The organism is Thioalkalivibrio paradoxus ARh 1, assembly GCF_000227685.2.
Classification (GTDB): Bacteria; Pseudomonadota; Gammaproteobacteria; order Ectothiorhodospirales; family Ectothiorhodospiraceae; genus Thioalkalivibrio; species Thioalkalivibrio paradoxus.
In genome coordinates, this window is record NZ_CP007029.1 from 2785273 (window position 1) to 2811358 (window position 26086).

23 protein-coding genes and 2 tRNA genes are annotated in these 26086 nt (G+C 66.1%); all 25 read right to left on the bottom strand.

What is annotated here, in order from left to right; translation table 11 throughout:
- Positions 1 to 54 precede the first annotated feature (54 nt).
- Positions 55 to 2139: a polyribonucleotide nucleotidyltransferase gene (pnp, locus tag THITH_RS12470; protein ID WP_006748470.1), complete on the bottom strand. Its 2085-nt coding sequence runs from the start codon at positions 2137 to 2139 to the stop codon at positions 55 to 57.
- 185 nt (positions 2140 to 2324) lie between these two features.
- Entirely contained in the window at positions 2325 to 2594 is a 270-nt protein-coding gene (rpsO, locus tag THITH_RS12475; protein ID WP_006748471.1) for a 30S ribosomal protein S15, read from the bottom strand.
- Between the two features lie 213 nt (positions 2595 to 2807).
- Positions 2808 to 3734: a tRNA pseudouridine(55) synthase TruB gene (truB, locus tag THITH_RS12480; protein WP_006748472.1), complete on the bottom strand. Its 927-nt coding sequence runs from the start codon at positions 3732 to 3734 to the stop codon at positions 2808 to 2810.
- Positions 3735 to 3792: 58 nt separating this feature from the next.
- On the bottom strand, positions 3793 to 4221 hold the full coding sequence (gene rbfA, locus THITH_RS12485) for a 30S ribosome-binding factor RbfA (RefSeq protein ID WP_006748473.1): 429 nt from the start codon (positions 4219 to 4221) through the stop codon (positions 3793 to 3795).
- Positions 4221 to 7043, bottom strand: coding sequence for a translation initiation factor IF-2 (infB, locus tag THITH_RS12490; RefSeq protein ID WP_006748474.1), 2823 nt, complete (start codon positions 7041 to 7043; stop codon positions 4221 to 4223). Before infB ends, rbfA begins: the two co-directional genes overlap by 1 nt.
- A gap of 68 nt (positions 7044 to 7111) precedes the next feature.
- On the bottom strand, positions 7112 to 8608 hold the full coding sequence (nusA, locus tag THITH_RS12495) for a transcription termination factor NusA (RefSeq protein ID WP_006748475.1): 1497 nt from the start codon (positions 8606 to 8608) through the stop codon (positions 7112 to 7114).
- A 43-nt stretch (positions 8609 to 8651) separates the two neighbouring features.
- The gene (rimP, locus tag THITH_RS12500; RefSeq protein WP_006748476.1) at positions 8652 to 9116 is read right to left on the bottom strand and encodes a ribosome maturation factor RimP; all 465 of its coding nucleotides are present in this window, start codon (positions 9114 to 9116) and stop codon (positions 8652 to 8654) included.
- A 479-nt stretch (positions 9117 to 9595) separates the two neighbouring features.
- Positions 9596 to 9672, bottom strand: a tRNA-Met gene (locus tag THITH_RS12505).
- 152 nt (positions 9673 to 9824) lie between these two features.
- Positions 9825 to 11279 carry an NADH-quinone oxidoreductase subunit NuoN gene (gene nuoN, locus THITH_RS12510; protein WP_006748477.1) on the bottom strand — a complete coding sequence of 485 codons (1455 nt, stop codon included), beginning with the start codon at positions 11277 to 11279 and terminating at the stop codon, positions 9825 to 9827.
- 13 nt (positions 11280 to 11292) lie between these two features.
- On the bottom strand, positions 11293 to 12819 hold the full coding sequence (locus THITH_RS12515) for an NADH-quinone oxidoreductase subunit M (protein ID WP_006748478.1): 1527 nt from the start codon (positions 12817 to 12819) through the stop codon (positions 11293 to 11295).
- Between the two features lie 85 nt (positions 12820 to 12904).
- Positions 12905 to 14905 carry an NADH-quinone oxidoreductase subunit L gene (nuoL, locus tag THITH_RS12520; protein ID WP_006748479.1) on the bottom strand — a complete coding sequence of 667 codons (2001 nt, stop codon included), beginning with the start codon at positions 14903 to 14905 and terminating at the stop codon, positions 12905 to 12907.
- 6 nt (positions 14906 to 14911) lie between these two features.
- A complete protein-coding gene (gene nuoK / locus THITH_RS12525) occupies positions 14912 to 15217 on the bottom strand; it encodes an NADH-quinone oxidoreductase subunit NuoK (protein ID WP_006748480.1) in 306 nt (101 codons plus the stop codon).
- 90 nt (positions 15218 to 15307) lie between these two features.
- Complete coding sequence (locus THITH_RS12530) at positions 15308 to 15952, bottom strand: NADH-quinone oxidoreductase subunit J (RefSeq protein WP_006748481.1); 645 nt, start codon at positions 15950 to 15952, stop codon at positions 15308 to 15310.
- Positions 15953 to 15967: 15 nt separating this feature from the next.
- Positions 15968 to 16456 carry an NADH-quinone oxidoreductase subunit NuoI gene (gene nuoI / locus THITH_RS12535; RefSeq protein ID WP_006748482.1) on the bottom strand — a complete coding sequence of 163 codons (489 nt, stop codon included), beginning with the start codon at positions 16454 to 16456 and terminating at the stop codon, positions 15968 to 15970.
- 18 nt (positions 16457 to 16474) lie between these two features.
- Positions 16475 to 17539 carry an NADH-quinone oxidoreductase subunit NuoH gene (gene nuoH, locus THITH_RS12540; RefSeq protein ID WP_006748483.1) on the bottom strand — a complete coding sequence of 355 codons (1065 nt, stop codon included), beginning with the start codon at positions 17537 to 17539 and terminating at the stop codon, positions 16475 to 16477.
- A 13-nt stretch (positions 17540 to 17552) separates the two neighbouring features.
- A complete protein-coding gene (gene nuoG / locus THITH_RS12545) occupies positions 17553 to 19934 on the bottom strand; it encodes an NADH-quinone oxidoreductase subunit NuoG (RefSeq protein ID WP_006748484.1) in 2382 nt (793 codons plus the stop codon).
- Between the two features lie 23 nt (positions 19935 to 19957).
- Positions 19958 to 21238, bottom strand: coding sequence for an NADH-quinone oxidoreductase subunit NuoF (nuoF, locus tag THITH_RS12550; RefSeq protein ID WP_006748485.1), 1281 nt, complete (start codon positions 21236 to 21238; stop codon positions 19958 to 19960).
- A gap of 3 nt (positions 21239 to 21241) precedes the next feature.
- Positions 21242 to 21745, bottom strand: coding sequence for an NADH-quinone oxidoreductase subunit NuoE family protein (locus THITH_RS12555; protein WP_006748486.1), 504 nt, complete (start codon positions 21743 to 21745; stop codon positions 21242 to 21244).
- Entirely contained in the window at positions 21745 to 22998 is a 1254-nt protein-coding gene (locus tag THITH_RS12560) for an NADH-quinone oxidoreductase subunit D (protein WP_006748487.1), read from the bottom strand. The genes THITH_RS12555 and THITH_RS12560 overlap by 1 nt, the downstream gene beginning before the upstream one ends.
- Positions 22991 to 23707 carry an NADH-quinone oxidoreductase subunit C gene (locus tag THITH_RS12565; RefSeq protein ID WP_006748488.1) on the bottom strand — a complete coding sequence of 239 codons (717 nt, stop codon included), beginning with the start codon at positions 23705 to 23707 and terminating at the stop codon, positions 22991 to 22993. The genes THITH_RS12560 and THITH_RS12565 overlap by 8 nt, the downstream gene beginning before the upstream one ends.
- A 16-nt stretch (positions 23708 to 23723) precedes the next feature.
- Positions 23724 to 24200 (bottom strand): NuoB/complex I 20 kDa subunit family protein, encoded by a 477-nt coding sequence (locus tag THITH_RS12570; protein WP_006748489.1) that lies wholly within the window; start codon positions 24198 to 24200, stop codon positions 23724 to 23726.
- Positions 24191 to 24547, bottom strand: coding sequence for an NADH-quinone oxidoreductase subunit A (locus THITH_RS12575; RefSeq protein WP_006748490.1), 357 nt, complete (start codon positions 24545 to 24547; stop codon positions 24191 to 24193). Before THITH_RS12575 ends, THITH_RS12570 begins: the two co-directional genes overlap by 10 nt.
- Positions 24548 to 24802: 255 nt before the next feature.
- Positions 24803 to 24887: transfer RNA gene (locus tag THITH_RS12580), tRNA-Leu, on the bottom strand.
- 48 nt (positions 24888 to 24935) lie between these two features.
- Positions 24936 to 25286 (bottom strand): preprotein translocase subunit SecG, encoded by a 351-nt coding sequence (secG, locus tag THITH_RS12585; protein WP_006748491.1) that lies wholly within the window; start codon positions 25284 to 25286, stop codon positions 24936 to 24938.
- Positions 25283 to 26059 (bottom strand): triose-phosphate isomerase, encoded by a 777-nt coding sequence (tpiA, locus tag THITH_RS12590; RefSeq protein ID WP_006748492.1) that lies wholly within the window; start codon positions 26057 to 26059, stop codon positions 25283 to 25285. The genes secG and tpiA overlap by 4 nt, the downstream gene beginning before the upstream one ends.
- Positions 26060 to 26086 lie beyond the last annotated feature (27 nt).

Genomic DNA, 26086 nt, shown 5'->3' on the forward strand with positions numbered 1-26086 from the left:
CAACCATTCGTCGGAACATGTGAAAGCCGCCCTGGGGCGGCTTCACTTGGCGCTTCAGGCGGCGTCGACGGCCTTCATGCTGAGCCTGATCCGGCCCTGCTTGTCGACCTCGAGCACCTTCACGGTCACCGAATCGCCCTCGTTCAGGAAGTCGGTCACATTCTCCACGCGCTCGTTCGAGATCTGGGAGATGTGCACCAGTCCGTCGCGGCCGGGCAGGATCGACACGAACGCGCCGAAATCCATGATCTTCACCACGCGCCCGCTGTAGACCCGACCGACTTCGACATCGGCGGTCAATTCCTCGATGCGGCGCTTGGCCTCCTCGCCCGCGGCCTGGTCGGTCGACGCGATCTTCACGACCCCGTCGTCGGAGATATCGATCGACGTGCCCGTCTCCTCGGTCAGCGCCCGGATGGTCGCGCCGCCCTTGCCGATCACATCCCGGATCTTCTCCGGGTTGATCCGCAGGGTGATGAAGCGCGGCGCATAGCTCGACATCTCGGTGCGATGCGAACTGATCGACTCGCCCATGCGCTCGAGGATATGGAGACGTCCCTCGCGGGCCTGCTGCAGCGCCTTCTCCATGATCTCGCGGGTAATCCCGTCGATCTTGATGTCCATCTGCAGCGCCGTCACGCCGGCGCGCGTACCTGCGACCTTGAAGTCCATATCGCCCAGATGATCCTCGTCGCCGAGGATATCCGTCAACACCGCGAAGCGGTCCGCTTCCTTGATCAGCCCCATCGCGATCCCGGCGACCGGCGCCTTCAGCGGTACGCCGGCATCCATCAGCGCGAGGCTGGTGCCGCAGACCGACGCCATCGAACTCGAACCGTTCGATTCGGTGATCTCGGAGACCACGCGGATCACGTAGGGGAAGCTGTCGTCTCGCGGCACGACCGCCTGCACGCCGCGCTTCGCGAGGCGGCCGTGGCCGATCTCGCGCCGTTTCGGCGAGCCCACCATACCGGTTTCGCCGGTGCAGTACGGCGGGAAGTTGTAATGGAGCATGAACCGTTCGCGGCGTTCGCCCTCGATCGCATCGATCACCTGGGCATCGCGGTCGGTACCGAGGGTTGCAACCACCAGCGCCTGGGTCTCGCCGCGGGTGAACACCGCTGAACCGTGGGCGCGCGGCAACACCCCGGTCTGCACCGTGATCGGACGCACCGAACGCGTATCCCGGCCATCGATGCGCGGGTTGCCATCGAGGATGCGGTCGCGCACGATCCGGTACTCCAGTTCGTGGAACGCGTTCTTCACGGCTTCGGCGGAAGGGGCGCCCTCGTCACCGGTGGCGAGCCGTTCGACCACATCCGCACGCAGGCTGTTCAAGCGCTCGGTCCGCGCCTGTTTCTCGGCGATCTGGTAGGCCTCGACCAGCGCGTTGCGGGCCACTTCGGCCACCTGGGCATCGACGCTGTCATCGGTCTGCGGCGCGGTCCAGTCCCAGGCCGGTTTGCCGGCGTCGGCGGCCAGTTCGCGGATCGCCTGGATCGCAGCCTGCATCTGTTCGTGGCCGTACATCACCGCGCCCAGCATCACGTCCTCGGAAAGCTCGCTGGCCTCCGATTCGACCATGATCACCGCGTTCTCGGTACCCGCGACGACCAGATCGAGCTGCGAGTCCGGCAACTCGGAGGCCGTGGGGTTCAGCAGGTACTGACCGTCGCGGTAGCCGACGCGCGCCGCGCCGATCGGCCCGGCGAACGGCACGCCCGACACCGCGAGCGCGGCCGAGGCGCCGAGCATCGCGACGATGTCCGGGTCCACCTCGGGGTTGATCGACATCACGGTCGCAACGATCTGGGTTTCGTGCGTGAAGCCCTCGGGGAACAGCGGGCGCAACGGACGGTCGATCAGCCGGCTGGTCAGCGTTTCCTTTTCGTTCGGGCGTCCCTCGCGCTTGAAGAACCCCCCGGGGATCTTGCCTGCCGCGTAGGTCCGTTCCTGGTAGTTCACCGTCAGCGGGAAGAAGTCGCGCCCGGGATCGGCCTCCTTGCGCGCCACCACCGTGACCAGCACCACGGTATCCGCGATGTTGACCAGGACAGCCCCGGTGGCCTGCCGGGCGATGCCTCCGGTCTCGAAGGTGACCGTCTGATTTCCGTACTGAAACGTCTTCTTGTATGACACGCTCTGCTTCCCGCTTGGTGGTGGACTTGGGCGATTTCGGTCAAACGGAACACCATCTTGCTGGTCTTTTCGTCCGTCCGCTGCGTTGCCCGCCCGGGTGCATGGAACCCCATGCGCCCGGGCGGGCGCCTTGCCGACGGACGAAAATCCGGCGCAATCCGGTACCCTGTTTTGCGTCAATCGCCTTATCGGCGTAGACCGAGGCTCTGCACCAGCGCCTGATAGCGCTCTTGGTCCCTGCCCTTCAGGTAGCTCAGCAACTTGCGCCGCTGATTGACCATCTTGAGCAGGCCGCGGCGCGAATGGTGATCTTTCTTGTGGGTCTGGAAATGACCCATCAGGTGCTGGATGCGCGCGGTGAGCAGAGCCACCTGCACCTCCGGCGAACCCGTGTCGTTGGCATCGCGGCGGTGCTGCTCGACGATGGCCATCTTGGCTTCGGTACCGATTGACATGACGTAGCTTGACTCCTGAATCGTAAACCCTGTTACCTGCCTGTCGGGTACGGCCCTGCCGGCCGTACCCCCTTGGTCCAATGTCCGGGTGACCCGCTTGCATTGCGCCGGAACACAGGTTCCCAGCGCCACGGGCACACACGAAGGCGCGAAATAGTAGCATGGCCGGGGCCCGGAATACCAAGCATGCGCCGCCCCGGAACCGGCGCCGCTTCAGGCGCCTGCCGGGCCGCCGGCCACGAACAGCCGCCGCGGCGCCACCCGGCCGTCATCGAGCAATGCGCCAACCCCGAGAAACTCGCCGTTCGATCCGTACAGCCGCAGGGGCCCGCGGTCCCGTATCTGGGCGACGAACACCGGCTGCCCCTGACGCAGGAAACGCGTGCTCGCGGCATCCAGCCGCACTTCCGGGCAGCCCGACAGCGCGCTGTCCGCGGGTAGCAGCCAGCGCTCCAGCGCCTGGGGACCCCCCTCGGCGGACGCGGCCTCCAGTTCTTCCAGGGTGACCATTCCCCTGGCATCGAAGGCTCCATGACCCGTTCTGCGCAGTTCCGCAACCGCGGCCCCGCAGCCCAGCACACGGCCGAGATCCTCGATCAGGGTGCGGATATAGGTTCCCTTGCTGCAATGCACCTCGACGCGCAGCCGGTCCGGCGCCTCGAACACCGCGCGCAGCTCATGGATGGTCACATTCCGCGCAGGCCGTTCCACTTCGATGCCCTTGCGCGCCAGCGCATACAACCGCTGCCCCTGGTGCTTCAGTGCCGAGTGCATCGGCGGCACCTGCTGGATTTCGCCGCGGAAACCGGCACAGGCCGCATCGATCTCGGCGGCGGTCAGCACCGGCACCGGACGCTCGTTCTGGATCTCACCTTCCATGTCCCCGGTCGAGGTCTCGACCCCGAGACGGGCCACCGCGCGATACCGCTTGTCCGCATCCAGAAGCCAAGCGGAGACCTTGGTCGCCTGCCCGAAACAAAGCGGAAGCAGGCCGGTGGCCAGCGGATCCAGGCTGCCGGTATGCCCCGCCTTGCGGGCCGCAAGCAGGTATTTGACCCGCCCCAGCGCCTGATTCGAACTCAGGCCCCGCGGCTTGTCGAGCAGGATGATGCCATCGATGTCACGGCGCTGGATCGGCATAGGGTGGTTCGGCGAGTGCCCGGCCCGCTAACAGCGTGGGCTTGGACGTCAGCGCGGGTCAGCGGTCGGACCCGGGATCGGCGGGATCGACGGACTCATCCGATGGCGCATCCTGCGGATGCCGGGCGATGTCCTCGGCGATCGCCGAGTCGATCAGCGCCGAAATGCGCGCGCCGCGCTCGGGGGTATCGTCGTAAATGAAGCGCAGCGTCGGAACGCTGCGCAGACGCAGGCGCGTTCCCAGCGCGTGACGCAGATAGCCGGCGGCATGGTTCAGGCCCTGTTGCGCCTCGAGCCCCTTGGCTTCGCCGCCCAACTGGGTGAAGAAGACCTTGGCATGCGCAAGATCGCGGCTGACCTCGACCCCCGACAGGGTGATCATCCCGACCCGCGGATCCTTGACCTCGAGCCGGATCAGCTCGGCCAGTTCGCGCTGCATCTGGTCGCCGACCCGCTCGCTGCGGTGATAGTCGCGGTGCGCCGTCATTACAGCGACCGCGCCACTTCGACGCGCTGGTACACCTCGATCTGGTCACCCGGACGCACGTCGTTGTAGTTCTTCACCGCGATCCCGCACTCGGTCCCGGTCTTCACTTCGTTTACGTCGTCCTTGAACCGCCGCAGGCTCTCGAGTTCGCCCTCGAAGATCACGACATTGTCGCGCAGCACGCGGATCGGGTTGCCGCGCTTGACCGTGCCTTCGACCACCAGGCAGCCGGCAACGGCACCGAAGCCGGAGGCCTTGAACACGTCGCGCACCTGGGCCAACCCGACGATCTCCTCGCGCATCTCCGGCGCCAGCAGGCCGGACAGCGCCTGCTTCACGTCCTCGATCGCCTCATAGATCACCGAGTAGTAGCGGATGTCGATCTCGTTCTCGGCCGCGAGCCGTCGCGCGCCGGCATCGGCACGAACGTTGAACGCGATGATGATCGCCTGACTCGCCATTGCGAGGTTGATATCGGACTCGGAGATCCCGCCCACGCCGGTCGACACCACCTTGACCCGCACCTCGTCGGTCGAAAGCTTGATCAGCGCGTCGCGCAACGCCTCGGCGGAACCCTGCACGTCGGTCTTCAACAGGATGTTGACCGTTGCGACCTGGCCCTCCTTCATCTGGTTGAAGATATTCTCCAGCTTCGACGCCTGCTGCGCCGCCAGCTTGTGCTCGCGCTGCCGGGTCTCGCGATGCGCGGCCACCTCGCGCGCGGTCTTCTCGTCCGCGACCACCAGCACTTCGTCGCCGGCGTTCGGCACCCCGGACAGGCCGAGGATCTCGACCGGCATCGACGGCCCCACCTTCTTCACCGCGGTGCCAGTGTCGTCGAACATCGCGCGGACACGGCCGTATTCCTGACCGCTGAGCAGGATGTCGCCATGCTCCAGACATCCGGCCTGCACCAGCACGGTAGCCACCGGGCCGCGGCCCTTGTCCAGGCGCGACTCGATCACCACGCCGCGCGCCGGCCCCTCGTCGGGCACCTGCAATTCCATCACTTCCGCCTGCAGGCCCACGGCATCGAGCAACTCGTCGATCCCCTGCCCGGTCAGCGCGGACACCGGCACGAACTGGGTCTCTCCGCCCCAGGATTCGGGGATCACCCCATGCTGGGAGAGTTCGTTCATCACGCGGTCCGGGTCCGCATCCGGCTTGTCGATCTTGTTCACCGCAACGACCAGCGGCACACCGCCCGCCTTCGCATGTTCGACCGCCTCGATCGTTTGCGGCATCACGCCGTCGTCGGCCGCGACCACCAGGATCACGATGTCGGTCGCCTTCGCGCCGCGTGCACGCATCGCGGTGAATGCCGCGTGGCCCGGGGTGTCCAGGAAAGTGATCCCGCCCTTGGGCGTTTCGACATGATAGGCGCCGATGTGCTGGGTAATCCCCCCGGCCTCGCCCGACGCGACCTTGGCCTTGCGGATATGGTCCAGCAGCGAGGTCTTGCCATGATCGACGTGGCCCATCACGGTCACGACCGGCGGACGCGGCTTGGCTTCCCCGGTCTGCTGGACGTCCAGACTGATCTCGTCCTCGATGCTGCGGGCCACCGCCAGGATCGCCTTGTGTCCCATTTCCTCGACCACCAGCACCGCGGTGTCCTGGTCGATGCTTTGGTTGATGGTGGCCATCACGCCCATCTGCATCAGGGTCTTGATCAACTGCGGCGCCTTGATCGCCATCGCCTGGGCCAACTCGCCGACGGTGATGGTTTCCGGAATCTCGACCTCGCGCACCACGGGCGCCGTCGGCCGCGCAAAGCCATGCTTGCTGGCCACCGCGGCGGCAGCGGCGGTCTGCGCGACGCGGCTGCGGCCCTTCTCGCGACGGCCACGCCGATCGCCGGCCACATGCAGCTCCTTGCGACCGCCTTCGTCACGCCCACCACGGCGCCCCTTCTTCCGTGCCGGCTCGGCCTTGCCCGCCGCTTCCTGGCGGGCCTTGGCCTCCTTCTCGGCGAGCAGGCGCTGGGCCTCTTCCTTCTGCTGCCGGCGTTGTTCCTCGGCCTTTGCCCGCGCGGCCGCCTCGGCCTCTTCACGCTGCCGGCGCTCCTGGCGAACCTTGCGCTCTTCCTGTTCCTGCTGGCGCTGCTCGACCGCGCGCCGCATCGCGTCGCGCTCGGCCTCGACCTGCCGCGCCAGCTGCTCGGTACGGCTCAGCGGCCGTTCGGCACCGGCCTGCTTCGTCTTGCGCTCGTCAGGCGCCTCGGCCTCGACCGCCGGCGGCTCGGGTTCGGGCTCGGGCTCAGGTTCGGGAGCCGGCTCCGGCTCGGGAGCTGGCTCGGGTTCCTCGGGAACCGCGGGGGCTTCCACCGGGACCTCGGCAACCGGTTCCGCCGGCTCTTCGCGCGCCTCGGCCACCGGTTCGGCCCGGGGCTCGGGCGCCTCGACCGGCGGGGCCTCTGGCACCGGCGTTTCGGTGACCGGTGCCACCTCTGGTTTCGTTTCCGCCACGGCCTCGGCGAGCGCCGCTTCTGGTTCGGGCGCTGCCACCTCGGGTTCGGGCTCGCGCCGCAGGATTTGCCGGCGCTTGCGCACCTCGACATTCACGGTCTTCGTCCGCCCCTGGCCCGCGTTCACTTTCAGCGTCTGCGTCGTCGCCCGGCGCTTCAGGGTCATGCGTCCGGCTGCACCGCGCTCGCCGCCATGGGTCTCGCGCAGGTGTTCGAGCAGGCGCAGTTTCTGCGCATCAGTCACCATCGCCGCAGGACCATCGACCTCCACGCCCGCTTCCTTGAGCTGGCCAATGAGGCGGTCCACCGGTGTTCCCACCGATTCCGCGAATTGCTGTACTGTCATCTGCGACATTGCGCCTACCTCCTGTCCAATTCTATCGGCTCGGGCCCTACGCCTTCACTGCAATCAGCGCGGCCCGTTCACGCGCCTTCGGCAAACCACGGCGCGCGCGCCGCCATAATCAACTCGGCCGCCTGTTCGGCGTCGATGTCGGTCGCTTCCACCACGTCGTCGACCGCCTGCTCGGCCAGGTCTTCCATGGAGCAGATCCCATGCGCGGCCAGCTTGTTGGCCAGCGCCTGCGTCATGCCTTCCATGTTCACCAGATCCGGGGCCGGTTGCGCGCCCTCGAGCTGTTCCTCGGCCGCGATCGCGCGGGTCAACAACGCATCGCGCGCCCGGGCCCGCAGCTCCTCGACGATCTCGGCATCGAATTCCTCGATCGCCAGCAATTCCTGCTCGTCGACATAGGCCACTTCGTCCAGCGTGGTGAAGCCTTCCTGCACCAGGATCCCCGCGACCTCCTCGTCGACGTCCAGCGCCTCCATGAACTGACCCTGCAATTGCTGTGCCTCAGCGTCGCTCTTCTCGGCCGCCTGCGCCTCGGTCATCACGTTCAGCTCCCAGCCGGTGAGCTGCGACGCGAGCCGCACGTTCTGGCCACCGCGACCGATCGCCAGCGACAGCTTGTCCTCGGCCACTGCGATGTCCATGCTCTGCTTCTCTTCGTCGACCACGATCGACAGCACTTCGGCCGGGGACATCGCGTTGATCACGAACTGCGCCGGATTCTCGTTCCAGACGATGATGTCGATCCGCTCGCCGGCCAGCTCGTTCGAAACCGACTGCACCCGCGAGCCGCGCATCCCGACACAGGCACCGACCGGGTCGAGGCGCGGGTCGTTCGAGCGCACCGCGATCTTCGCGCGTGCGCCGGGATCGCGCGCCGCGCCCATGATCTCGATGATGCCCTGCCCAACCTCGGGCACTTCCAGCTTGAACAACTCGATCAGGAATTCCGGCACCGTGCGGCTGACGAACAGCTGCGGGCCGCGCGCCTCCGGCCGGATCTCACGCAGATAGCCGCGCAACCGGTCGTTGTTGCGCACCGACTCGCGCGGAATCATGTGCTCCCGGGGCACCAGCGCTTCGGCGTTGTTGCCGAGGTCCAGGTATACGCCATTGCGGTCGGTGCGCTTGACGATCCCCATCACCAGCGTGCCGACCCGGGACTCGTACTCCTCGAGCACCTTCGCGCGCTCGGCCTCGCGCACCTTCTGCACGATCACCTGCTTCGCGGTCTGCGCTGCGATACGCCCGAAATCGACCGCCTCGACCGGTTCCTCGATCACCTCGCCGACCTCGATCTCCGGATACTTCTGGTACGCGTAAGACAGCAGGATCTGGTGATCGGGCGATTCGAATTCCGGATCGTCGTCGTCGATCACGGTCCAGCGCCGAAAGGCTTCGTAGTCGCCGGTGGCCCGGTCGATCTTCACCCGCACATCCATCTTGCCGCCGTGGCGCTTGCGCGTAGCCATCGCCAGCGCCGATTCCAGCGCCTCGAAGATAACGCTCTTGTCCACGCCCTTCTCGTTCGAGACGGCGTCGACGACCAGCAGGATCTCCTTGTTCATGCTCTTGCTCTCCACAACATCGGCGGCTGCCCGCGATGATTGATCAACGACTTGGCTCGATCGGCGGCAGCAGGCGGGCCCGGGCGATCGCGCCGAGCGGCAGCGCATACGCGACGCCGTCCACCTCCACCTCGATCCCGCTGTCGGACGCCGACAGCAGCCGACCGCGATAGTTGCGCCGGCCATGTTCCGGCCAGGCCAGCCGCACTTTCACATCGCTCCCGAGGTACTGGCGATACTGCCCGGGCGTGAACAGCGGGCGTTCGATACCGGGGCTCGACACCTCCAACGTGTAGTCACCGCGGATCGGCTCCTCGACATCCAGAACCGCAGCCACCTGCTCGCTGACCGTGCCGCAATCGTCCACCGTGATCCCGTCAGGGTGGTCGATGTACAGGCGCAACAGCACCGGGGTCGAACCCGACTGGTATTCCACACCCCAGAGTTCGAATCCCAGCGCCTGCACCGAGGGAGCAAGCGTGTCCCAGAGTTCCTGTGCCTTGTCCAACGAAATTCACCTGCTTCGCGAAGCTGCGGACAGCCCCGTCCGGAAACAAAAAAGGGGCGTCCTCCGCCCCGATACGGCCAACGGTCGCATCCGCGTCCGCCAGACCCGTGCTCATCATCCGATCCCGGCCGATCCACCGAGACGCAATCCAACAATAAAGGCCCCAACAGGGGCCTTCGGGCGTCCTCGCGAGCGAACCGCTGAAGACCCAGTCGACGCCTGACTGCCGCCTCGGCACCAGCCCCGGGCCGGGACCGCCTTTCGGGCCATCCTGCTGCCAAGGGTCCGCGCAACCGACCAGGGTCGTTCCACGAGGGACGCATATGCTACCGCAGCCAGCGGTCGCCCGTAAAGCGCGAGCCTGCCGGAATCGCCGGACGGGCCACCCCGGACCCACGTCAACGGGCGCTCCCACACCTGCCTTGGCCGCATAAAAAAACCCGCGCCGGAGCAGGACGCGGGTTCGATGACATTCAACTTGGTAGCGGGGGCAGGATTTGAACCTGCGACCTTCGGGTTATGAGCCCGACGAGCTGCCAGACTGCTCCACCCCGCATCCGAGAAACGGGACTATACCAAAGCCCGTCCTACCCCGCAAGCGCCGAATACCCCTTCGGCCACGACGCCGCACGCCTGGCCGCGGAGGCATCGAGCAGCACCCGATGCCACAGCCTGCCGTGATGCCGCGACGCATAGCGGGCACATGGCCTACAGCAGGCTGCCGGCGACAGCGTAATGCGTAAGCCCCAACAGCAGGCCGGGGAACACGCCGAGCAGCAGCACCGCCAGGCCGTTCACGCTGATCGCGGTCGCGAACACGCCGCCGCGGTTCACCGGCGCGCGCTCCTCCACCGGATCGTCGAAGAACATCAGCTTCACCACGCGCAGGTAGTAGAACGCGCCGATGATCGAGAAGATCACCGCGTAGACGCCGAGCCAGACATAGCCGGCGCCGATCGCCGCCTGAATCACCGCAAGCTTGGCGAAGAAGCCGACGGTCGGCGGCACCCCGGCCATCGAGAACAGCAGCAGCAGCATCATGAACGCGAACCAGGGGTTGCGCTTCGCCAGGCCCTTGAAATCGTCGAGCCGGTCGGCCTCGTAGCCGCGCCCGGAGAGCAGGATGATCATCCCGAAGCCGCCGGCCGCGGTGAGCGCATAGACGATGATGTAGAACATCGCCGAGGCATAACCACTCTCGGTGCCGGCGAGGATGCCCATGAACAGGAAGCCGACATGCGCGATCGTCGAGTAGGCGAACATCCGCTTCAGGCTGGTCTGGGCGATCGCGATCACGTTGCCGACCGCGAGTGACAACACCGCGAGCACGATCAGCATGTCGCCCCAGTCGCCGTGCAGCGGTCCGAGTCCCTCGACCAGCAGGCGCATCAGCAGCGCGAAGCCGGCGATCTTCGGCGCGGTCGCGATGAACAGCGTGACCGCGGTCGGCGCGCCGTCGTAGACATCCGGCACCCACATGTGGAACGGCACCGCGCCGAGCTTGAACGCGACGGCCACGACCACGAACACCAGGCCGAACACCAGCGGCACGTTCATTCCCGCATCGGCGGTATGCAGCGCGGCCGCGACCGCGGCGATGTCGAGGCTGCCGGTCATGCCGTAGATCATCGACAGCCCGTACAGCAGCAGCCCGGACGCCAATGCCCCGAGCACGAAGTACTTCATCGCGGCCTCGGACGCGCGGGACGAATCGCGCCAGAACGCGACCAGTGCATACGACGCGAGCGCGAGCAGTTCGAGGCCGAGGTAGAGCGTCAGGAAGTTGTGCGCCGAGATCATCACCATCATGCCCAGCACCGCGAACAGCCCGAGCACGTAGAACTCGCCCTTGTAGATGTCGCGCTCGATCAGGTAGGGACGCGCGTACAGGAACACGAAGAAGGTGACGACGTACATCGCGAGCTTCAGCACGTCGCTCATCGGATCGGCGACGAAGGTGCCGTTGAAGGTCAGCTGGGTCTCGGGACCGGCCAGCCAGAACGTCAGCACCGCTGCGCCGACCAGCGTCGCCTGCACCAGGCCGTAGGTGATGTCACGCCGGGAGTCCGGCAGGAAGGCGTCCAGCACCAGGATCAGGCAGGCCATGCCGACCACGAACATCTCGGGCACGGCGGGCAGGAAGGCAGGAATCTCGAAATTCATCTCAGGTCCCGTGTCAGAGTGCCGGCAGCTTCGACTGCCCGATATGGATCACGAGCTGGTCGATGGTCGCATTCATCACGTCGAGCAGCGGCGCGGGCCAGATCCCGAGCAGCAGCACGAAGAACGCCAGCACGCCCATGACCAGGAATTCGCGCGGGGTCAGATCCTTGAGCTTCGCGACGTTGTCGTTCGCGATCTCGCCGAACACGACGCGCTTCACCAGCCAGAGCGTGTAGGCGGCCGCCAGGACCAGCGTGGTCGCGGCCAGGAACGCCAGCCAGAAGTCGGCGCGGAACGCCGCCAGGATCACCATGAACTCGCCGACGAATCCCGAGGTGCCCGGCAGCCCGGTATTGGCCATCGCGAACAGCACGAAGAAACTCGCGAACCAAGGCATGGTGTTCACGACGCCGCCGTAATCGCCGATGTTGCGACTGTGCAGGCGGTCGTAGAGCACGCCGACCGCGAGGAACATCGCGGCGGAGATGAAGCCGTGCGAAATCATCTGCACCATGCCGCCAGCGATCCCCAGCGACGCGCCGGTCCAGTCGCCGGTGTTGCGGAAGATCATGAACGCGATGAAGAAGCCCAGCGTCGCGAAGCCCATGTGCGCGATCGACGAGTACGCGATCAGCTTCTTCATGTCGCTCTGCACCAGCGCGACCAGTCCGATGTAGACGATCGCGATCAGCGACAGCGTGATGATCAGTACGTCCAACACCGCGGACGCGTCGGGCGTGATCGGCAGGCTGAAGCGCAGGAAGCCGTAGCCGCCGATCTTCAACATGATCGCCGCCAGGATCACCGAGCCCCCGGTCGGCGCCTCGACGTGGGCATCCGGCAGCCAGGTATGCACCGGGAACATCGGGATCTTCACCGCGAACGCGGCGAAGAACGCGAGGAAGATCAGGATCTGCGCCGTCATCGGCAGCGGCAGGTGGTGGAAATCGAGGATCGCGAAGCTGCCGCCGGCCTGGAAATACATGTAGATCAGCGCGATCAACATGAACACCGAACCGAGGAAGGTGTACAGGAAGAATTTGATCGTCGCGTAAACGCGCCTCGGCCCGCCCCAGATGCCGATCACCAGGAACATCGGGATCAGCATCGCCTCGAAGAACACGTAGAACAGCACCGCGTCCAGCGCCGAGAACATGCCGATCATCAGCCCCTGCATGATCAGGAACGCCGCGAGGTAATACGCGACACGGTCCTTCACCGACTCCCAGGCCGCGATCACGACCAGCACCGTGGTCAATGTGGTCAGCAGGATCAGCGGCATCGAGATGCCGTCGACGCCCAGGTGGTAGTGCACGTTGAACGCCGGGATCCAGGACGTGAACTCCTGGAACTGCATCTCCGCGGTGCCGCGCTCGAAGCCGAACCAGAGCAGCAGGCTCGCGGCGAAGGTCGCCAGCGCCACGGAGAAGCCGATGCGCAGCGCGACCGCGGGGGCGTCGCGGCCCGCGACCAGCGTCAGGAAGCCGCCCAGGATCGGCAGCCAGATCAGCAGACTCAGGATGGGCCAGTCAGCAATCATGGTCGTTCCTTGATGGAGCCGCGGCGCGCCTGGACATCGCGCCGGCGCCGTGAGAATTCGGGGCTGTGAACATGGCGGTCGTCATTCAGATCACGAACGCGAAGATCAGGACCAGCAGGCCGATGATCATCACGAACGCATAGTGGTAGAGGAAGCCGGTCTGCACCGCGCGAACACGCGCGGCGATCCAGCCGACCGAGCGTGCGGTACCGTTCACCAGCACCCCGTCGATCACCAGCGCGTCGCCGTAGCGCCAGAGCCAGTGACCCAGACGGCGGGCACCGCCGGCGAACACGCGGTCGTTGAAGCGATCGGCATAATACTTTTCTTCCAGGATTCGAACCGCCAGCCGCAGCCGATCGGCGATCACCCCGGGCAGATCCGGGCGTTTCAGGTAGAGGTACCAGGCCGTGATCAGACCGGCCATCGCGAGCCAGAACGCCGGCAGCATCAGGCCGTGCAGCACGAAGGCCAGCACGCCGGTGTAGCTTTCGCCCTTGATTCCGAGCACGTCGTGTTCTTCCAACACGAACAGGCTGTCGGCGAAGAAGTCGCCGAACAGCATCGGCCCGATGAAATACCCGGCGACCACCGACGGAATCGCCAGCAGGATCAGCGGCACGGTGACCACCCACGGCGACTCCTTCGGCTTCAGCGGGCCATGGTCGTGGTGATGGTCGTCGTGGTCGTCGCCGTGATCGGGCAGGTACCGATGCGCCTGGTCGTAGCGCTCCTTGCCGTGGAACACCAGGAAGAACATGCGGAAGGTGTACAGCGCGGTCACGAACACGCCGAGCAGTACCAGCCAGTAGGCGAAGGTCGCCCCGGGGATCTGCGAATACCCGACCGCCTCGATGATCGCGTCCTTGGAGAAGAAGCCGGAGAAGAACGGGAACCCGATCAATGCCAGCGAGCCGATCAGCGCGGTCACGTAGGTGATCGGCATGTGCCGGCGCAGCCCGCCCATCGCGCGCATGTCCTGCAGGTGGTGCATCGCGATGATCACCGAACCCGCGGCCAGGAACAGCAGCGCCTTGAAGAACGCGTGGGTCATCAGGTGGAACAGGCCGGCCGCGTAGGCCGACGCGCCAAGCGCGACGGTCATATAGCCGAGCTGCGACAGTGTGGAGTACGCGACTACGCGCTTGATGTCGTTCTGCACCAGCCCGATCAGGCCCATGAAGAACGCGGTGATCGCGCCGATCACCAGGATGAACGACAGCGCCGGCACCGAGAACTCGTACAGCGGCGACATGCGCGCCACCATGAAGATGCCGGCGGTGACCATCGTCGCGGCATGGATCAGCGCCGAGATCGGGGTCGGACCTTCCATCGAGTCCGGCAGCCAGACGTGCAGCGGCACCTGCGCCGACTTGCCCATCGCGCCGATGAACAGGAAGATCAGCGCGACGTCGAGCAGGCCGAAAGTCATCCCCGGCCACAGCGTGATCGTCGCGTCGCGCATGCCCTCGGCCTCGGCGAACACCTCGGTGTAGTTCAGGCTGCCGGCGTAGAACACCAGCGCCGCGATCCCGATCAGGAAGCCGAAGTCGCCGACCCGGTTCACGATGAACGCTTTCAGGTTCGCGTAGATCGCGGTCGGGCGCTTGTACCAGAAACCGATCAGCAGGTAGGACACCAGGCCCACCGCTTCCCAGCCGAAGAACAGCTGCAGGAAGTTGTTCGCCATCACCAGCATCAGCATCGAGAAGGTGAACAGCGAGATGTAGGCGAAGAAGCGCTGGTAGCCGGGGTCGTCGGCCATGTAGCCGATGGTGTAGATATGCACCATCAGCGACACGAAGGTGACGACCAGCATCATCATCGCGGTCAGGTTGTCGACCAGGAAGCCGACCTCGAAATGCAGGCCGTCGCTGACCATCCAGGTGTAGACGGTCTCGTTGTAGACCGGGGTGCCGCCGAACACGTGCGCGTAGAACACCACCGCCGACAGCAGGAACGAGATCGCGACGCCGAGAATCGTCACGCTGTGCGCGCCGACGCGGCCGATCTGCCGGCCGAACAAGCCGGCGACGATGGCGCCGAGCAGCGGCGCCAGTACGATGATCAGATAAACCGTATCCATGGCCGCCTACCCCTTCATTGCGTCCAGATCCTGGACGTTGATGGTGCGCCGATTGCGGAACAGCAGCACGAGGATCGCCAGGCCGATCGCCGCCTCGGCCGCCGCGACGGTCAGGATGAAGAACACGAAGACCTGGCCCGCGAGATCCTGCAGGAAGAACGCGAACGCGATGAAGTTGATGTTCACCGCGAGCAGCATCAGTTCGATGCACATCAGCAGAACGATCACGTTCTTGCGGTTCAGGAAGATGCCGGCCACGCTGATCGAAAACAGCAGCGCGGCGAGCACCAGGTAGTGCGACAACGTAATCATGTGTTGGCCCTGAGTTCCCAGTCGGGGTTCCGGTCGCCCGAATCCTGTATCCAGTACGGCGGCCGAATCGGCCGCCGGGCGTCACAACTGCTAGGCGCCCTCGTTATTCTTGCCCTGTTCGCTCCCGTCGTCCTTCGTGCCCGCAGCCTTGGGCTCGGAGCGCATCGAGACCAGGCGCACCCGGTCCGCACGGCGCACGCGGACCTGCTCTGCCGGATCGAGGTATTTCGTGTCCGGGCGCCGGCGCATCGTGAGCGCGATCGCCGCGATGATCGCAACCAGCAGGATCGCCGCCGCGATCTCGAACGGGTAGACGTACTCGGTATAAAGAATCCGGCCGAGTTCCAGCGTGTTCGCGTATTCCGGTCCGGCGCGCTCGGGCGGGTCCATGGTCACGAACCGGGTGATGACCAGCGTCAGCACGGTCGCCATCGCCGCGGCCACGACCAGGCCTGCCGGCAGGTACTCGGTGAAGCCCTCGCGCAACCGCGCGAGGTTGATGTCCAGCATCATCACCACGAACAGGAACAGCACCATCACCGCGCCGACGTAGACCAGCACCAGCACGATCGCCAGGAACTCGGCCTCGGCCAGCAGCCAGATCGCGGCCGCGGTGAAGAAGCACAGCACCAGAAACAGCGCGGCGTGCACCGGGTTGCGCACGCTGATCAGCGCCAGCGCGGAGCCGAGCAGGATCGCCCCGAACACGTAGAAGAGGAACAATTCAAAGGTCATCGTGGAATCCCTGGGTCACCGGTAGCTCGCGTCGGCGGCTCGCGCGGCCGCGATCTCCTTCTCGTAGCGATCCCCGATCGCCAGCAGCTTGTCCTTGGTCATGATCTGCTCGCCGCGATTCTCGAAATGGTATTCGAACAGGTGCGTCTCGACGATCGAGTCCACCGGGCAGGCTTCCTCGCAGAAGCCGCAGAAGATGCATTTGAACAGGTCGATGTCGTAGCGCGTCGTGCGCCGCGTGCCATCGGCGCGCGGTTCGGACTCGATGGTGATCGCCAGCGCCGGACACACGGCCTCGCAGAGCTTGCAGGCGATGCAGCGCTCCTCGCCGTTCGGATACCGGCGCAGTGCGTGCAGCCCGCGGAAGCGCGGCGACATCGGCGTCTTTTCCTCCGGGTACTGCACCGTGAACTTGCGCGCGAACAGGTAACGCCCGGTCAGGCGCAGGCCGAGCAGCAGCTCCCAGAGCAGGAAGCTCTTGAAAAAATGTCGGATCGCGTTCATCTCAGCATCCTCCGCCGCCTAGGCGAACCATGGACCCACCTGCAGGAACACCAGCACGCCCAGCACGAACAGCCAGACGATGGTGACCGGGATCAGGACCTTCCAGCCCAGACGCATGATCTGGTCGTAGCGGTAGCGCGGGAAGGTTGCCCGGAACCACAGGAACAGGAACAGGAAGAAGGCGGTCTTCAGCAGGAACCAGTGGATCCCGGAATCGAGGAACCAGCCGATCACCGGCCAGGCGAACACGCTGTCCGGAACGATGCCCTGCAGCGGCGACAGCCAGCCGCCGAAGAACAGCAGCGCGGTCAGCGCCGAGATCAGGATCATGTTCGCGTATTCGGCGAGGAAGAACACCGCGAACGCCATGCCCGAATACTCGACATGGAACCCGGCGACGATCTCGGATTCGCCCTCGGCGACGTCGAACGGCGCGCGGTTGGTTTCGGCGACGCCGGAGATGAAATACACCAGGAACAACGGCAACAGCGGCAGCAGGAACCAGTGATAGACGCTGCCCTCCTGGGCGCGCACGATCTCGCCGACGTTCAGGCTGCCCGCCGCCATGATCACGCCGACCAGCGCGAAACCCATCGCGATCTCGTAGGCGACGATCTGCGCCGCCGAGCGCATCGCGCCGAGCAGCGCGTACTTCGAGTTCGACGCCCAGCCGGCGATGATGATCCCGTAGACGCCCAGCGAGGTCAGCGCCAGCAGGTACAGCAGCCCGGCGTTGACGTCGGCGAGCACCATGCCGTCGTCGAACGGCACCACCGCCCAGGCGGCGAGCGCCGGGAACAGCGCCAGCATCGGCGCGATCAGGAACAGGAAGCGGTTGGCGTTGGTCGGAACGATCACTTCCTTGGTCAGCAGCTTCAGCGCATCCGCGATCGGCTGCAGCCAGCCGCGCGGACCGACCCGGTTCGGCCCGATCCGGACCTGGATGTACCCGATCACCTTGCGTTCGGCATAGGTCGTGTAGGCCACCGCCAGCATCAGCGGCACTACGATCAGCGTGATCTTGAACAGGATCTGCATCACCACCGGCAGGCCCTGAAAGAGTTCCATGATCCAGTCGAACATGCGTCGTCCCTTGTCAGGCCCGGGCCAAGGTGACCGGGGTTCCGGGCACATCGAGATCGGCGAGCGCGGGGTTGCCCGCCACGGTCACCGCGACCCCGACCGGGACCGTCTCGTCATGCACCAGCGTGAGTTCCGCGTCGCGACGTCCCTGGCGCAGGCGCACCCGGGCGCCGTCGGCGTGGGCGCCCGCCGATTGCGGATGGATGCGAACCGTCGCCGCGCGCCGGCCCTCGGGCGCATCCTGCAGCGGCCCGGCCCGGCGCACCAGCGGATCGCAGGAATGGAGCCCCTGCACCTGCATCCGCACCAGCCCGGAGGCGGAATCGGGCACTTCGGCCTGCGCCAGGCGCAGGTCGACCTGGTTGCTGAATGCCGCGTCGGGCAACTGCGCCTTCACCGCGTCGCGCACCGCGCGCGAATCGAGGTAGTCGATCCCGCTCACGTTCAGGAGATTGCCGAGTACGCGCCAGGCTTTCCAGCCCGGGCGGACATCGCCGGGTGCGGTCGCGACCGCCCGGAAACTCTGCCAGCGCCCCTCCGCGTTGACCAGGGTGCCCGAGGTCTCGAACGCGGTCGCGACCGGCAGCAGCACGTCGGCGACCTCCTCCAGTGCGGGGTTCGCGAACGCGTTCAGCGCGACCACCAGACGCGCGTCGCGCAGTGCGCGTCGCGCCGGCATCGGGTCCGCGAAATCGCAGTCCGGATCGATCCCGGCGAGTACGAATGCATCTCGGCCCTGAGCCAGCATGGTCCGGATGTCGGACCCGGCAGGCTCGGCGACCGCACCACCGACCGTGCGCGTGGGCACGCAGCCGGCGAGCCAGGCGCCGGCGGCGTTGCCACCGGCCGCGAGGTAGCCCAGGCGCGCACCGGTCTGCCGGGCGATCCACCCGGCGAGCGCCCGCAGCGTGGAGAAGGCCGGGCTGGCGATCGCATCGGCACCGAGCAACACCTGCGCCTGCTGCCCCTCGGACAGCGCGACCGCGATGCGCCGCTGCGCCTCGACCGTCGCCTCGTCCTCGGTGAAGGCCGCCGCGACGACATCGGAGAGGAGCTTCGGCAGCTTCTTGCCCTGATCCTTCAGGCGGGCCGCGACGCCGGCCAGCGCCAACACCTGGCTGCGCACATCACCCAATAACTGGGCATCGGTGGGATAGGTCAGGTCGACCCCGTGGGCATGCACCACACTGATGCGGGCCCCCTTCAGGCCGGCCTTGCGCAGCCGATGGGCCAGCATCGGCGCTTCCCGCCGCGGGTTGCAACCGACCAGCAGCACGGCGTCCGCGTGTTCCAGATCCTCGATGCTACTGCCGAGCCAGGGAAACAGCGGGGCGACGGCGTCGTCGCGGAAATCCAGCTGACCCAGCCGATGGTCGATGTCGCCGGCGCCAATGCCGCGCAATACGCTCTGCGCCAGGTAGAACTCCTCGAGGGTCAACGACGGAGACAGCAACGCCCCGATGCGCGCCGGGTCGGCCGCGCGCAGCCCGTCGGCGGCCATCGCCAATGCCTCTTCCCAGCTCGCGTCCCGCCATTCGCCGCCGACCTTGATCCGCGGCCGGGTCAGCCGGTCGGGCGCGTCCAGACCGGTGTAGCTGAAGCGGTCCCGGTCCGAGATCCAGGTCTCGTTCACCGCGTCGTTCTCGCGTGGCACCACGCGCATCACACGCCCGTTGTAGGTGTGCACGAAGAGATTCGAGCCGACGCCGTCGTGCGCCGCGATGGAGGCCGCCTGCTGGTACTCCCAGGCGCGGGCGCGGTAGCGCGACGGCTTTGCCGTCAGCGCGCCGACCGGGCACAGGTCGATCACGTTGCCGGAGAGTTCATGGCTCACAGTGTGCTCGACATAGGTGCCGATGCGCATCTGCTCGCCGCGTCCGGTGGCGCCCAGTTCGCGCACACCGGCGATTTCCTCGGCGAAGCGCACGCAGCGGGTGCAGTGGATGCACCGCGTCATCTCGGTCTCGATCAGCGGCCCGATGTCCCGGTCGTGCACGACCCGCTTCGCCTCGGTATAGCGGGACACGCTCTCGCCATACCCCATCGCGACATCCTGCAGCTCGCACTCGCCACCCTGATCGCAGATCGGGCAGTCCAGCGGGTGGTTGATCAGCAGGAATTCCATCGTGCCCTTCTGCGCCGCCAGCGCCAGCGGTGAGCGCGTGTAGACCTTCATCCCTTCCATCACCGGGGTCGCGCAGGCCGGGAGCGGCTTCGGCGCCTTTTCCACCTCGACCAGGCACATCCGGCAGTTCGCCGCCACCGACAGCTTCCTGTGGTAGCAGAACCGCGGTATGCGGATGTTCGCGTCGTCGGCGACGTCGATCAGCATCGTGCCCTTCGGCGCCTGCAGCGTCTGTCCGTCGATCTCGAAGGTGACCAGATCCTGACTCATAAGGGTTTCCTGCACCGGGGCAATCAGGCGGCCTGCGCGACCAGGCTCTTGCCGTGCTCAATGTAGTGGGCGAACTCGTGGCGGTAATGCTTGATGAAACTGCGCACCGGCATCGCCGCCGCGTCGCCGAGAGCGCAGATCGTGCGCCCCTCGATCTTGCTCGCGACATCGTCGAGCCGCTCCAGGTCTTCCGGGCGTCCCCGGCCTTCGACGATGCGGGTGAGCATCCGGTACATCCAGCCGGTACCCTCGCGGCAGGGCGTGCACTGGCCGCACGACTCGGAGAAATAAAAGCGCGAGATCCGCTGCAGCACGCGGACCATGTCGGTCGTCTCGTCCATCACGATCACGGCACCGGAACCCAGCATGGAACCGGCCTTCGCGATCGAGTCGTAATCCATGTTCGCCTGCATCATCGCATCACCGGGCACCACCGGCACCGACGAGCCGCCCGGAATCACGGCCTTCAGCCGGCGCCCGTCGAGCACGCCACCGGCGAGTTCCAGCAGTTCGCTGAACGGCGTTCCGAGCGGCACCTCGTAGTTGCCCGGCCGGTTCACATGGCCCGAAACCGAGAACAGCTTCTCGCCACCGGACTTGGGCACGCCCAGCTCGGCGAACCAGTCGCCGCCGTTGCGGATGATCGACGGGATCGAAGCCAGCGACTCGGTGTTGTTGATCGTCGTGGGATGCCCGTACAGCCCGTAGTTGGCCGGAAACGGCGGCTTGAACCGCGGCTGACCCTTCTTGCCTTCCAGCGATTCGAGCAGCGCGGTTTCCTCGCCGCAGATATAGGCACCGGCACCGAGGCTGCCGTAGAGGTCGAAGTCGACGCCGGAGCCGAGAATGTCCCGGCCCAGGAAGCCCTGGTCGTAGGCTTCCTTCAGCGCATCCGCAAAGCGTCGGTAGACCTCGTCCATGAACTCGCCGCGCATGTAGTTGTAGCCCACCGTTGCCCCGATCGCGTAGCCGGCGATCGCCATGCCCTCGATCAATGCATGCGGGTTGAAACGCAGGATGTCGCGGTCCTTGCAGGTACCGGGCTCGGACTCGTCGGAATTGCAGACGATGTACTTCTGCCCCGGCGTGTTGCGCGGCATGAAACTCCACTTCAGGCCGGTCGGGAAGCCGGCGCCGCCGCGGCCGCGCAGGTTCGACTTCTTGACCTCCTCGATCACGTCCTCGGGCGGCATCCGCTCCCCGAAGACCTTCTTCAGCGCCTGGTAGCCGCCGACGCTCAGGTAGGAATCCAGCGACCAGGGCGTGTCGAGTTCGCGGGTCGCGAAACAGATCCGGTTGGCCATGATTCAGGACTCCAGCCGGGCGAGGATCTCGTCCACGCGCTCGGGCGTCAGATTCTCGTAGTACACGTGATCGACCTGCATCATCGGGGCGCCGCAGCAGGCCGCGAGGCACTCCTCCTCGCGCTTCAGGTAGAACTTGCCGTCAGGGGTCGACTCGCCAAGACGGATCCCGAGCTTGCGTTCCAGATGTTCGACGATGGCATCGGAGCCGCGGAGCATGCAGGAGACGTTGCTGCAGACCGCGATGGTATGGCGGCCCACCGGTTCGAGTTCGAACATCGAGTAGAACGACGCGGCCTCGTAGACGTCCATTTCCGGAATGCGCAGGTACTGCGCGACCGCGTCCATCACCTCGGTGCTCAGATAGCCGTGCTCGTGCTGCGCCGCGCGCAACGCGCCGAGCACCGCCGAACGGCGCTGGTCATCCGGATAGCGCGCCAGCCAGTCGTCGATCTCCGCACGCAGGTGCTGGCTGAGCACCGGCGCGTTCTGCTCCTTCGCCGCCATCAGCGGTCCACCTCCCCGAAGACGATATCCTGCGTGCCGATGATCGCCACCACATCGGCGAGCATGTGCCCGCGCGCCATCTCGTCGAGCGCCGACAGATGGACAAAGCCCGGTGCGCGGACCTTCAGCCGGTAGGGCTTGTTGGCGCCGTCGGAGACCAGATAGACGCCGAACTCCCCCTTCGGATGCTCGACCGCGGCATAGACCTCGCCTTCCGGCAGGCAGAAACCCTCGGTGAACAGCTTGAAGTGGTGGATCAGCGCCTCCATGTCGGCCTTCATCTCCTCGCGCCGCGGCGGTGCGACCTTGTAGTTCTCCAGCAGCACCGGGCCGGGATTCGCACGCAGCCAGTCGATGCACTGGCGGATGATGCGGTTCGACTGGCGCATCTCCTCGATCCGGACCAGGTAGCGGTCGTAGCAGTCGCCGTTCACGCCCACCGGGATATCGAAGTCCAGCCGGTCGTAGACCTCGTAGGGCTGCTTGCGGCGCAGATCCCACTCGACGCCGGAGCCGCGCAGCATCGGCCCGGTCAGGCCCAACTGCTTCGCGCGCTCGGGGCTGACCACGCCGATGCCGACCGTGCGCTGCTTCCAGATCCGGTTGTCGGTCAGCAGCGTCTCGTACTCGTCGACGCAGCCGGGGAACCGCTCGGTAAACGACTCGATGAAATCTAGCATCGAGCCCTGGCGGTTCGCGTTCAGCGCATCGACCTCGGCCTGGGTCTTCCAGCGCGACGGCTGGTATTTCGGCATCGCGTCGGGCAGGTCGCGGGCGACGCCGCCCGGACGGTAATAGGTCGCATGCAGGCGCGCGCCGCTGACCGCCTCGTAGCAGTCCATCAGGTCTTCGCGCTCGCGGAACGCATACAGGAAGACCGTCATCGCGCCGATATCCAGCGCGTGTGCGCCCAGCCAGAGCAGGTGGTTCAGGATCCGCGTGATCTCGTCGAACATCACCCGGATGTACTGCGCACGCAGCGGCGCCTCGATCTCGAGGAGCTTCTCCATCGCGAGCACGTAGCCGTGCTCGTTGCACATCATCGACACATAGTCGAGCCGGTCCATGTACCCGATCGACTGGTTGTAGGGCTTGCTCTCGGCGAGTTTCTCGGTGCCGCGATGCAGCAGGCCGATGTGCGGATCTGCGCGCTGCACGACCTCGCCGTCCATCTCGAGCACCAGCCGCAGCACCCCGTGCGCCGAAGGATGCTGGGGACCGAAGTTCAGCGTGAAGTTGCGGATCTCAGGCATTGCGTTCGTCTCCGGCCTGCTCGTCGTCCGCGTAGCGGTGGTCGTCGCGAATCACCTTCGGCACCAGTACCCGCGGTTCGATCGACACCGGCTGGTAGATCACCCGCCGCTGTTCGGGGTCGTAGCGCATCTCGACATGGCCGATCAGCGGGAAATCCTTGCGGAACGGGTGGCCGACGAAACCGTAGTCGGTCAGGATCCGGCGCAAGTCCGGGTGGCCCGCGAACAGGATGCCGAACAGGTCGAAGGCCTCGCGCTCGAACCAGTTCGCCGACGCCCAGACCTCGGTGACCGAGTCGATCGCGGGGAAGTCGTCGTCCGACAAAAACGCGCGCACGCGCAGCCGGCGGTTGTGCGCGATCGACAGCAGGTGCACCGCCACCGCGAAACGCGGCCCTTCCCGACCGGAGTCTTCCGGAGCGTCGTCGAACGTGAACCGCCCGGAGGTCGCGGGCGAGACCCCGCGCGAAAAGCCTTGGCGGGAGGCTGCCTCGGTCGACCATTCGGTGCGCCCGTACTCGAGGTAGTCGACCCCGCAAAGATCCACGAGCATGTCGAACGCAAGCTCCGGATGCTCACGCAACCGCTGTGCGACGGCCTTCCATTGCTCGGCCGCGACCTCGATCGTGACCTCGCCATGACCGACCTGTACCCGCTGCGGCTCACACTCGGCGCGCAGGACATCGATCCAGTTGTTGCTTTCGGACATCGGCTTCCCCAGCAGATCAGCGGGCAATGGTGTTGGTGCGGCGGATCTTGTTCTGCAGCTGGATGATCCCGTACAGCAGCGCCTCCGCGGTCGGCGGACACCCGGGGACATAGACGTCCACCGGAACGATGCGGTCGCAGCCGCGCACGACTGCGTAGGAATAGTGGTAGTAGCCGCCGCCGTTCGCGCAGGAGCCCATCGAGATCACCCAGCGCGGCTCGGCCATCTGGTCGTAGACCTTGCGCAGCGCCGGGGCCATCTTGTTCACCAGTGTGCCGGCGACGATCATCACGTCCGACTGCCGGGGACTCGGCCGGAACACGATCCCGAAGCGATCGAGGTCATAGCGGGCCGCCCCGGCATGCATCATCTCGACCGCGCAGCACGCCAGCCCGAACGTCATCGGCCACATCGACCCGGTGCGCGCCCAGTTGATCAGCTTGTCGGCCGAGGTGGTGACGAAGCCTTTCTCGAGAACGCCTTCTATTCCCATTCCAGAGCTCCCTTCTTCCACTCGTAGATGAAGCCGATCACCAGAATGATCAGGAACAGCGCCATCGCCAGCAGTCCGAACAACCCGATGTCGCCGAGCGCGACCGCCCAGGGAAACAGAAACGCGATTTCCAGATCGAAGATGATGAACAGGATCGCGACCAGGTAGAAGCGGACGTCGAATTTCAGCCGCGAGTCCTCGAAGGCCTCGAAGCCGCATTCGTAGGGGGAATCCTTTGCCGCATCCGGCTTGCGCGGGCCGATCGCCATGCCCAGCGCCAGCGGCACGAGACCTGCCACGGCGCCAACCACGAGAAAGATCAGTATCGGCAGGTAGCCTTCCAGCATTCTCTTCTCCCGAACGCAGCCCGGGGGCAGGTTCTCTGTGCGGGCGCGGATCGGACGCGTCGCGCGAGGCGTGTGTGCTGGGTGAGATCCGGTGCGGCCCGGGCCCTGTCCGGACCCGACCGCTCCCACCGGGCTGGCAGTCTAGGGGAAGCCCGGAAACGGTGTCAAGCGATCACAACACCGTAAACTATTGAAATTAAAGCGATGAGGCATCGGACCCGGCAACGCTGGTCGGCCGGATCCGATGCCGACAATTGGTGCAGATGGTGGGACTCGAACCCACACGGCTTGCGCCACTACCCCCTCAAGATAGCGTGTCTACCAATTCCACCACATCTGCATGTGCTGTAGCGGGCACTGATCCTATGTGCCCTCTTGCCGCCGCTCCCTAGTCGGGAATGTCGCTCGGGCGGCCCGGAATCGGCTCCATCGGCAGCGATTCGTCGAGCATCTCTTCCTGCGCAGCCTGTTCCCGCATCTGCTCGATCAGGCTGCGAGTCTCCGGCTCCGAGGCCGCCAGATACGCAAGCGACAGGCTGTTCACGAAGAATACCACTGCCAACATGGCGGTGGAACGGCTCAGGAAATTGGCCGATCCTCTGGCGCCGAACACCGTCGCCGACGCGCCACTGCCGAAGGCCGCACCGGCATCCGCTCCCTTGCCGTGCTGCATCAGCACCAGCGCGATCAGCGCCAGCGCCACCACCACCTGTATTACCAGGAGAATGCCGTAGATCATGGGGTTCCCGGTCCTCGCGCCGCACCGGCTGCGTTGACGATCGCGACGAACGAGCCGGCATCGAGCGACGCGCCACCGATCAGTCCACCATCGATATCGGGCAGCGCGAACAGGCCCGCGGCGTTGTCGGCCTTCACGCTGCCGCCGTACAGGATCCGCAGACCCCCGGCCACCGACGAATCCCGTGCCGCGACCCGGTCACGGATGAACCGGTGCACTTCGGCGGCCTGTTCCGGCGTGGCCGTGAGCCCGGTACCGATCGCCCAGACCGGCTCGTAGGCGACCACGCCCCGCTCGAACGCAGCCACGCCGGCCTGATCCAGCACCGCATCCAGCTGCTCGGCCACCACCGCCTCGGTCTGCCCGGCCTCACGGTCGGCGAGCTGCTCGCCGACGCAGAGGATCGGTACCAGCCCCGCGGCCTGGGCTGCGATGAACTTGCGCGCCACCCAGTCGCTGTCCTCGCGCTGCCGCGCCCGGCGTTCAGAATGGCCGACGATCACGTACTCACAGCCGATTTCCTTCAGCATGCCGGCTGCGATCTCGCCGGTGTAGGCACCCGAGGTCTCGTCGGAGCAGTCCTGGCCGCCGACCGCAATCGAGCCGCCCTGCAGCTGGGCCCGCACGTCCGGCAGATAGACCGCAGGCGGGCACACCGCGACATCGACCGCATCGCTGCCTGGAATGGCCTCTTTCAGCGCCGACAGGAGTTCCCGGTTCGACGCCATCGAACCGTTCATCTTCCAGTTCCCTGCGACCAGAGCCTTGCGCATGCCACCAACCTTGCTGAAGCGTGAATA

Excerpts from the sequence above, each read along its gene's own strand:
- rpsO (WP_006748471.1), bottom strand. The coding sequence starts at position 2,594 with ATGTCAATCGGTACCGAAGCCAAGATGGCCATCGTCGAGCAGCACCGC.
- truB (WP_006748472.1), bottom strand. The coding sequence starts at position 3,734 with ATGCCGATCCAGCGCCGTGACATCGATGGCATCATCCTGCTCGACAAG.
- rbfA (WP_006748473.1), bottom strand. The coding sequence starts at position 4,221 with ATGACGGCGCACCGCGACTATCACCGCAGCGAGCGGGTCGGCGACCAG.
- infB (WP_006748474.1), bottom strand. The coding sequence starts at position 7,043 with ATGTCGCAGATGACAGTACAGCAATTCGCGGAATCGGTGGGAACACCG.
- nusA (WP_006748475.1), bottom strand. The coding sequence starts at position 8,608 with ATGAACAAGGAGATCCTGCTGGTCGTCGACGCCGTCTCGAACGAGAAG.
- nuoN (WP_006748477.1), bottom strand. The coding sequence starts at position 11,279 with ATGAATTTCGAGATTCCTGCCTTCCTGCCCGCCGTGCCCGAGATGTTC.
- THITH_RS12515 (WP_006748478.1), bottom strand. The coding sequence starts at position 12,819 with ATGATTGCTGACTGGCCCATCCTGAGTCTGCTGATCTGGCTGCCGATC.
- nuoL (WP_006748479.1), bottom strand. The coding sequence starts at position 14,905 with ATGGATACGGTTTATCTGATCATCGTACTGGCGCCGCTGCTCGGCGCC.
- nuoK (WP_006748480.1), bottom strand. The coding sequence starts at position 15,217 with ATGATTACGTTGTCGCACTACCTGGTGCTCGCCGCGCTGCTGTTTTCG.
- THITH_RS12530 (WP_006748481.1), bottom strand. The coding sequence starts at position 15,952 with ATGACCTTTGAATTGTTCCTCTTCTACGTGTTCGGGGCGATCCTGCTC.
- nuoI (WP_006748482.1), bottom strand. The coding sequence starts at position 16,456 with ATGAACGCGATCCGACATTTTTTCAAGAGCTTCCTGCTCTGGGAGCTG.
- nuoH (WP_006748483.1), bottom strand. The coding sequence starts at position 17,539 with ATGTTCGACTGGATCATGGAACTCTTTCAGGGCCTGCCGGTGGTGATG.
- nuoG (WP_006748484.1), bottom strand. The coding sequence starts at position 19,934 with ATGAGTCAGGATCTGGTCACCTTCGAGATCGACGGACAGACGCTGCAG.
- nuoF (WP_006748485.1), bottom strand. The coding sequence starts at position 21,238 with ATGGCCAACCGGATCTGTTTCGCGACCCGCGAACTCGACACGCCCTGG.
- THITH_RS12555 (WP_006748486.1), bottom strand. The coding sequence starts at position 21,745 with ATGGCGGCGAAGGAGCAGAACGCGCCGGTGCTCAGCCAGCACCTGCGT.
- THITH_RS12560 (WP_006748487.1), bottom strand. The coding sequence starts at position 22,998 with ATGCCTGAGATCCGCAACTTCACGCTGAACTTCGGTCCCCAGCATCCT.
- THITH_RS12565 (WP_006748488.1), bottom strand. The coding sequence starts at position 23,707 with ATGTCCGAAAGCAACAACTGGATCGATGTCCTGCGCGCCGAGTGTGAG.
- THITH_RS12570 (WP_006748489.1), bottom strand. The coding sequence starts at position 24,200 with ATGGGAATAGAAGGCGTTCTCGAGAAAGGCTTCGTCACCACCTCGGCC.
- THITH_RS12575 (WP_006748490.1), bottom strand. The coding sequence starts at position 24,547 with ATGCTGGAAGGCTACCTGCCGATACTGATCTTTCTCGTGGTTGGCGCC.
- secG (WP_006748491.1), bottom strand. The coding sequence starts at position 25,286 with ATGATCTACGGCATTCTCCTGGTAATACAGGTGGTGGTGGCGCTGGCG.
- tpiA (WP_006748492.1), bottom strand. The coding sequence starts at position 26,059 with ATGCGCAAGGCTCTGGTCGCAGGGAACTGGAAGATGAACGGTTCGATG.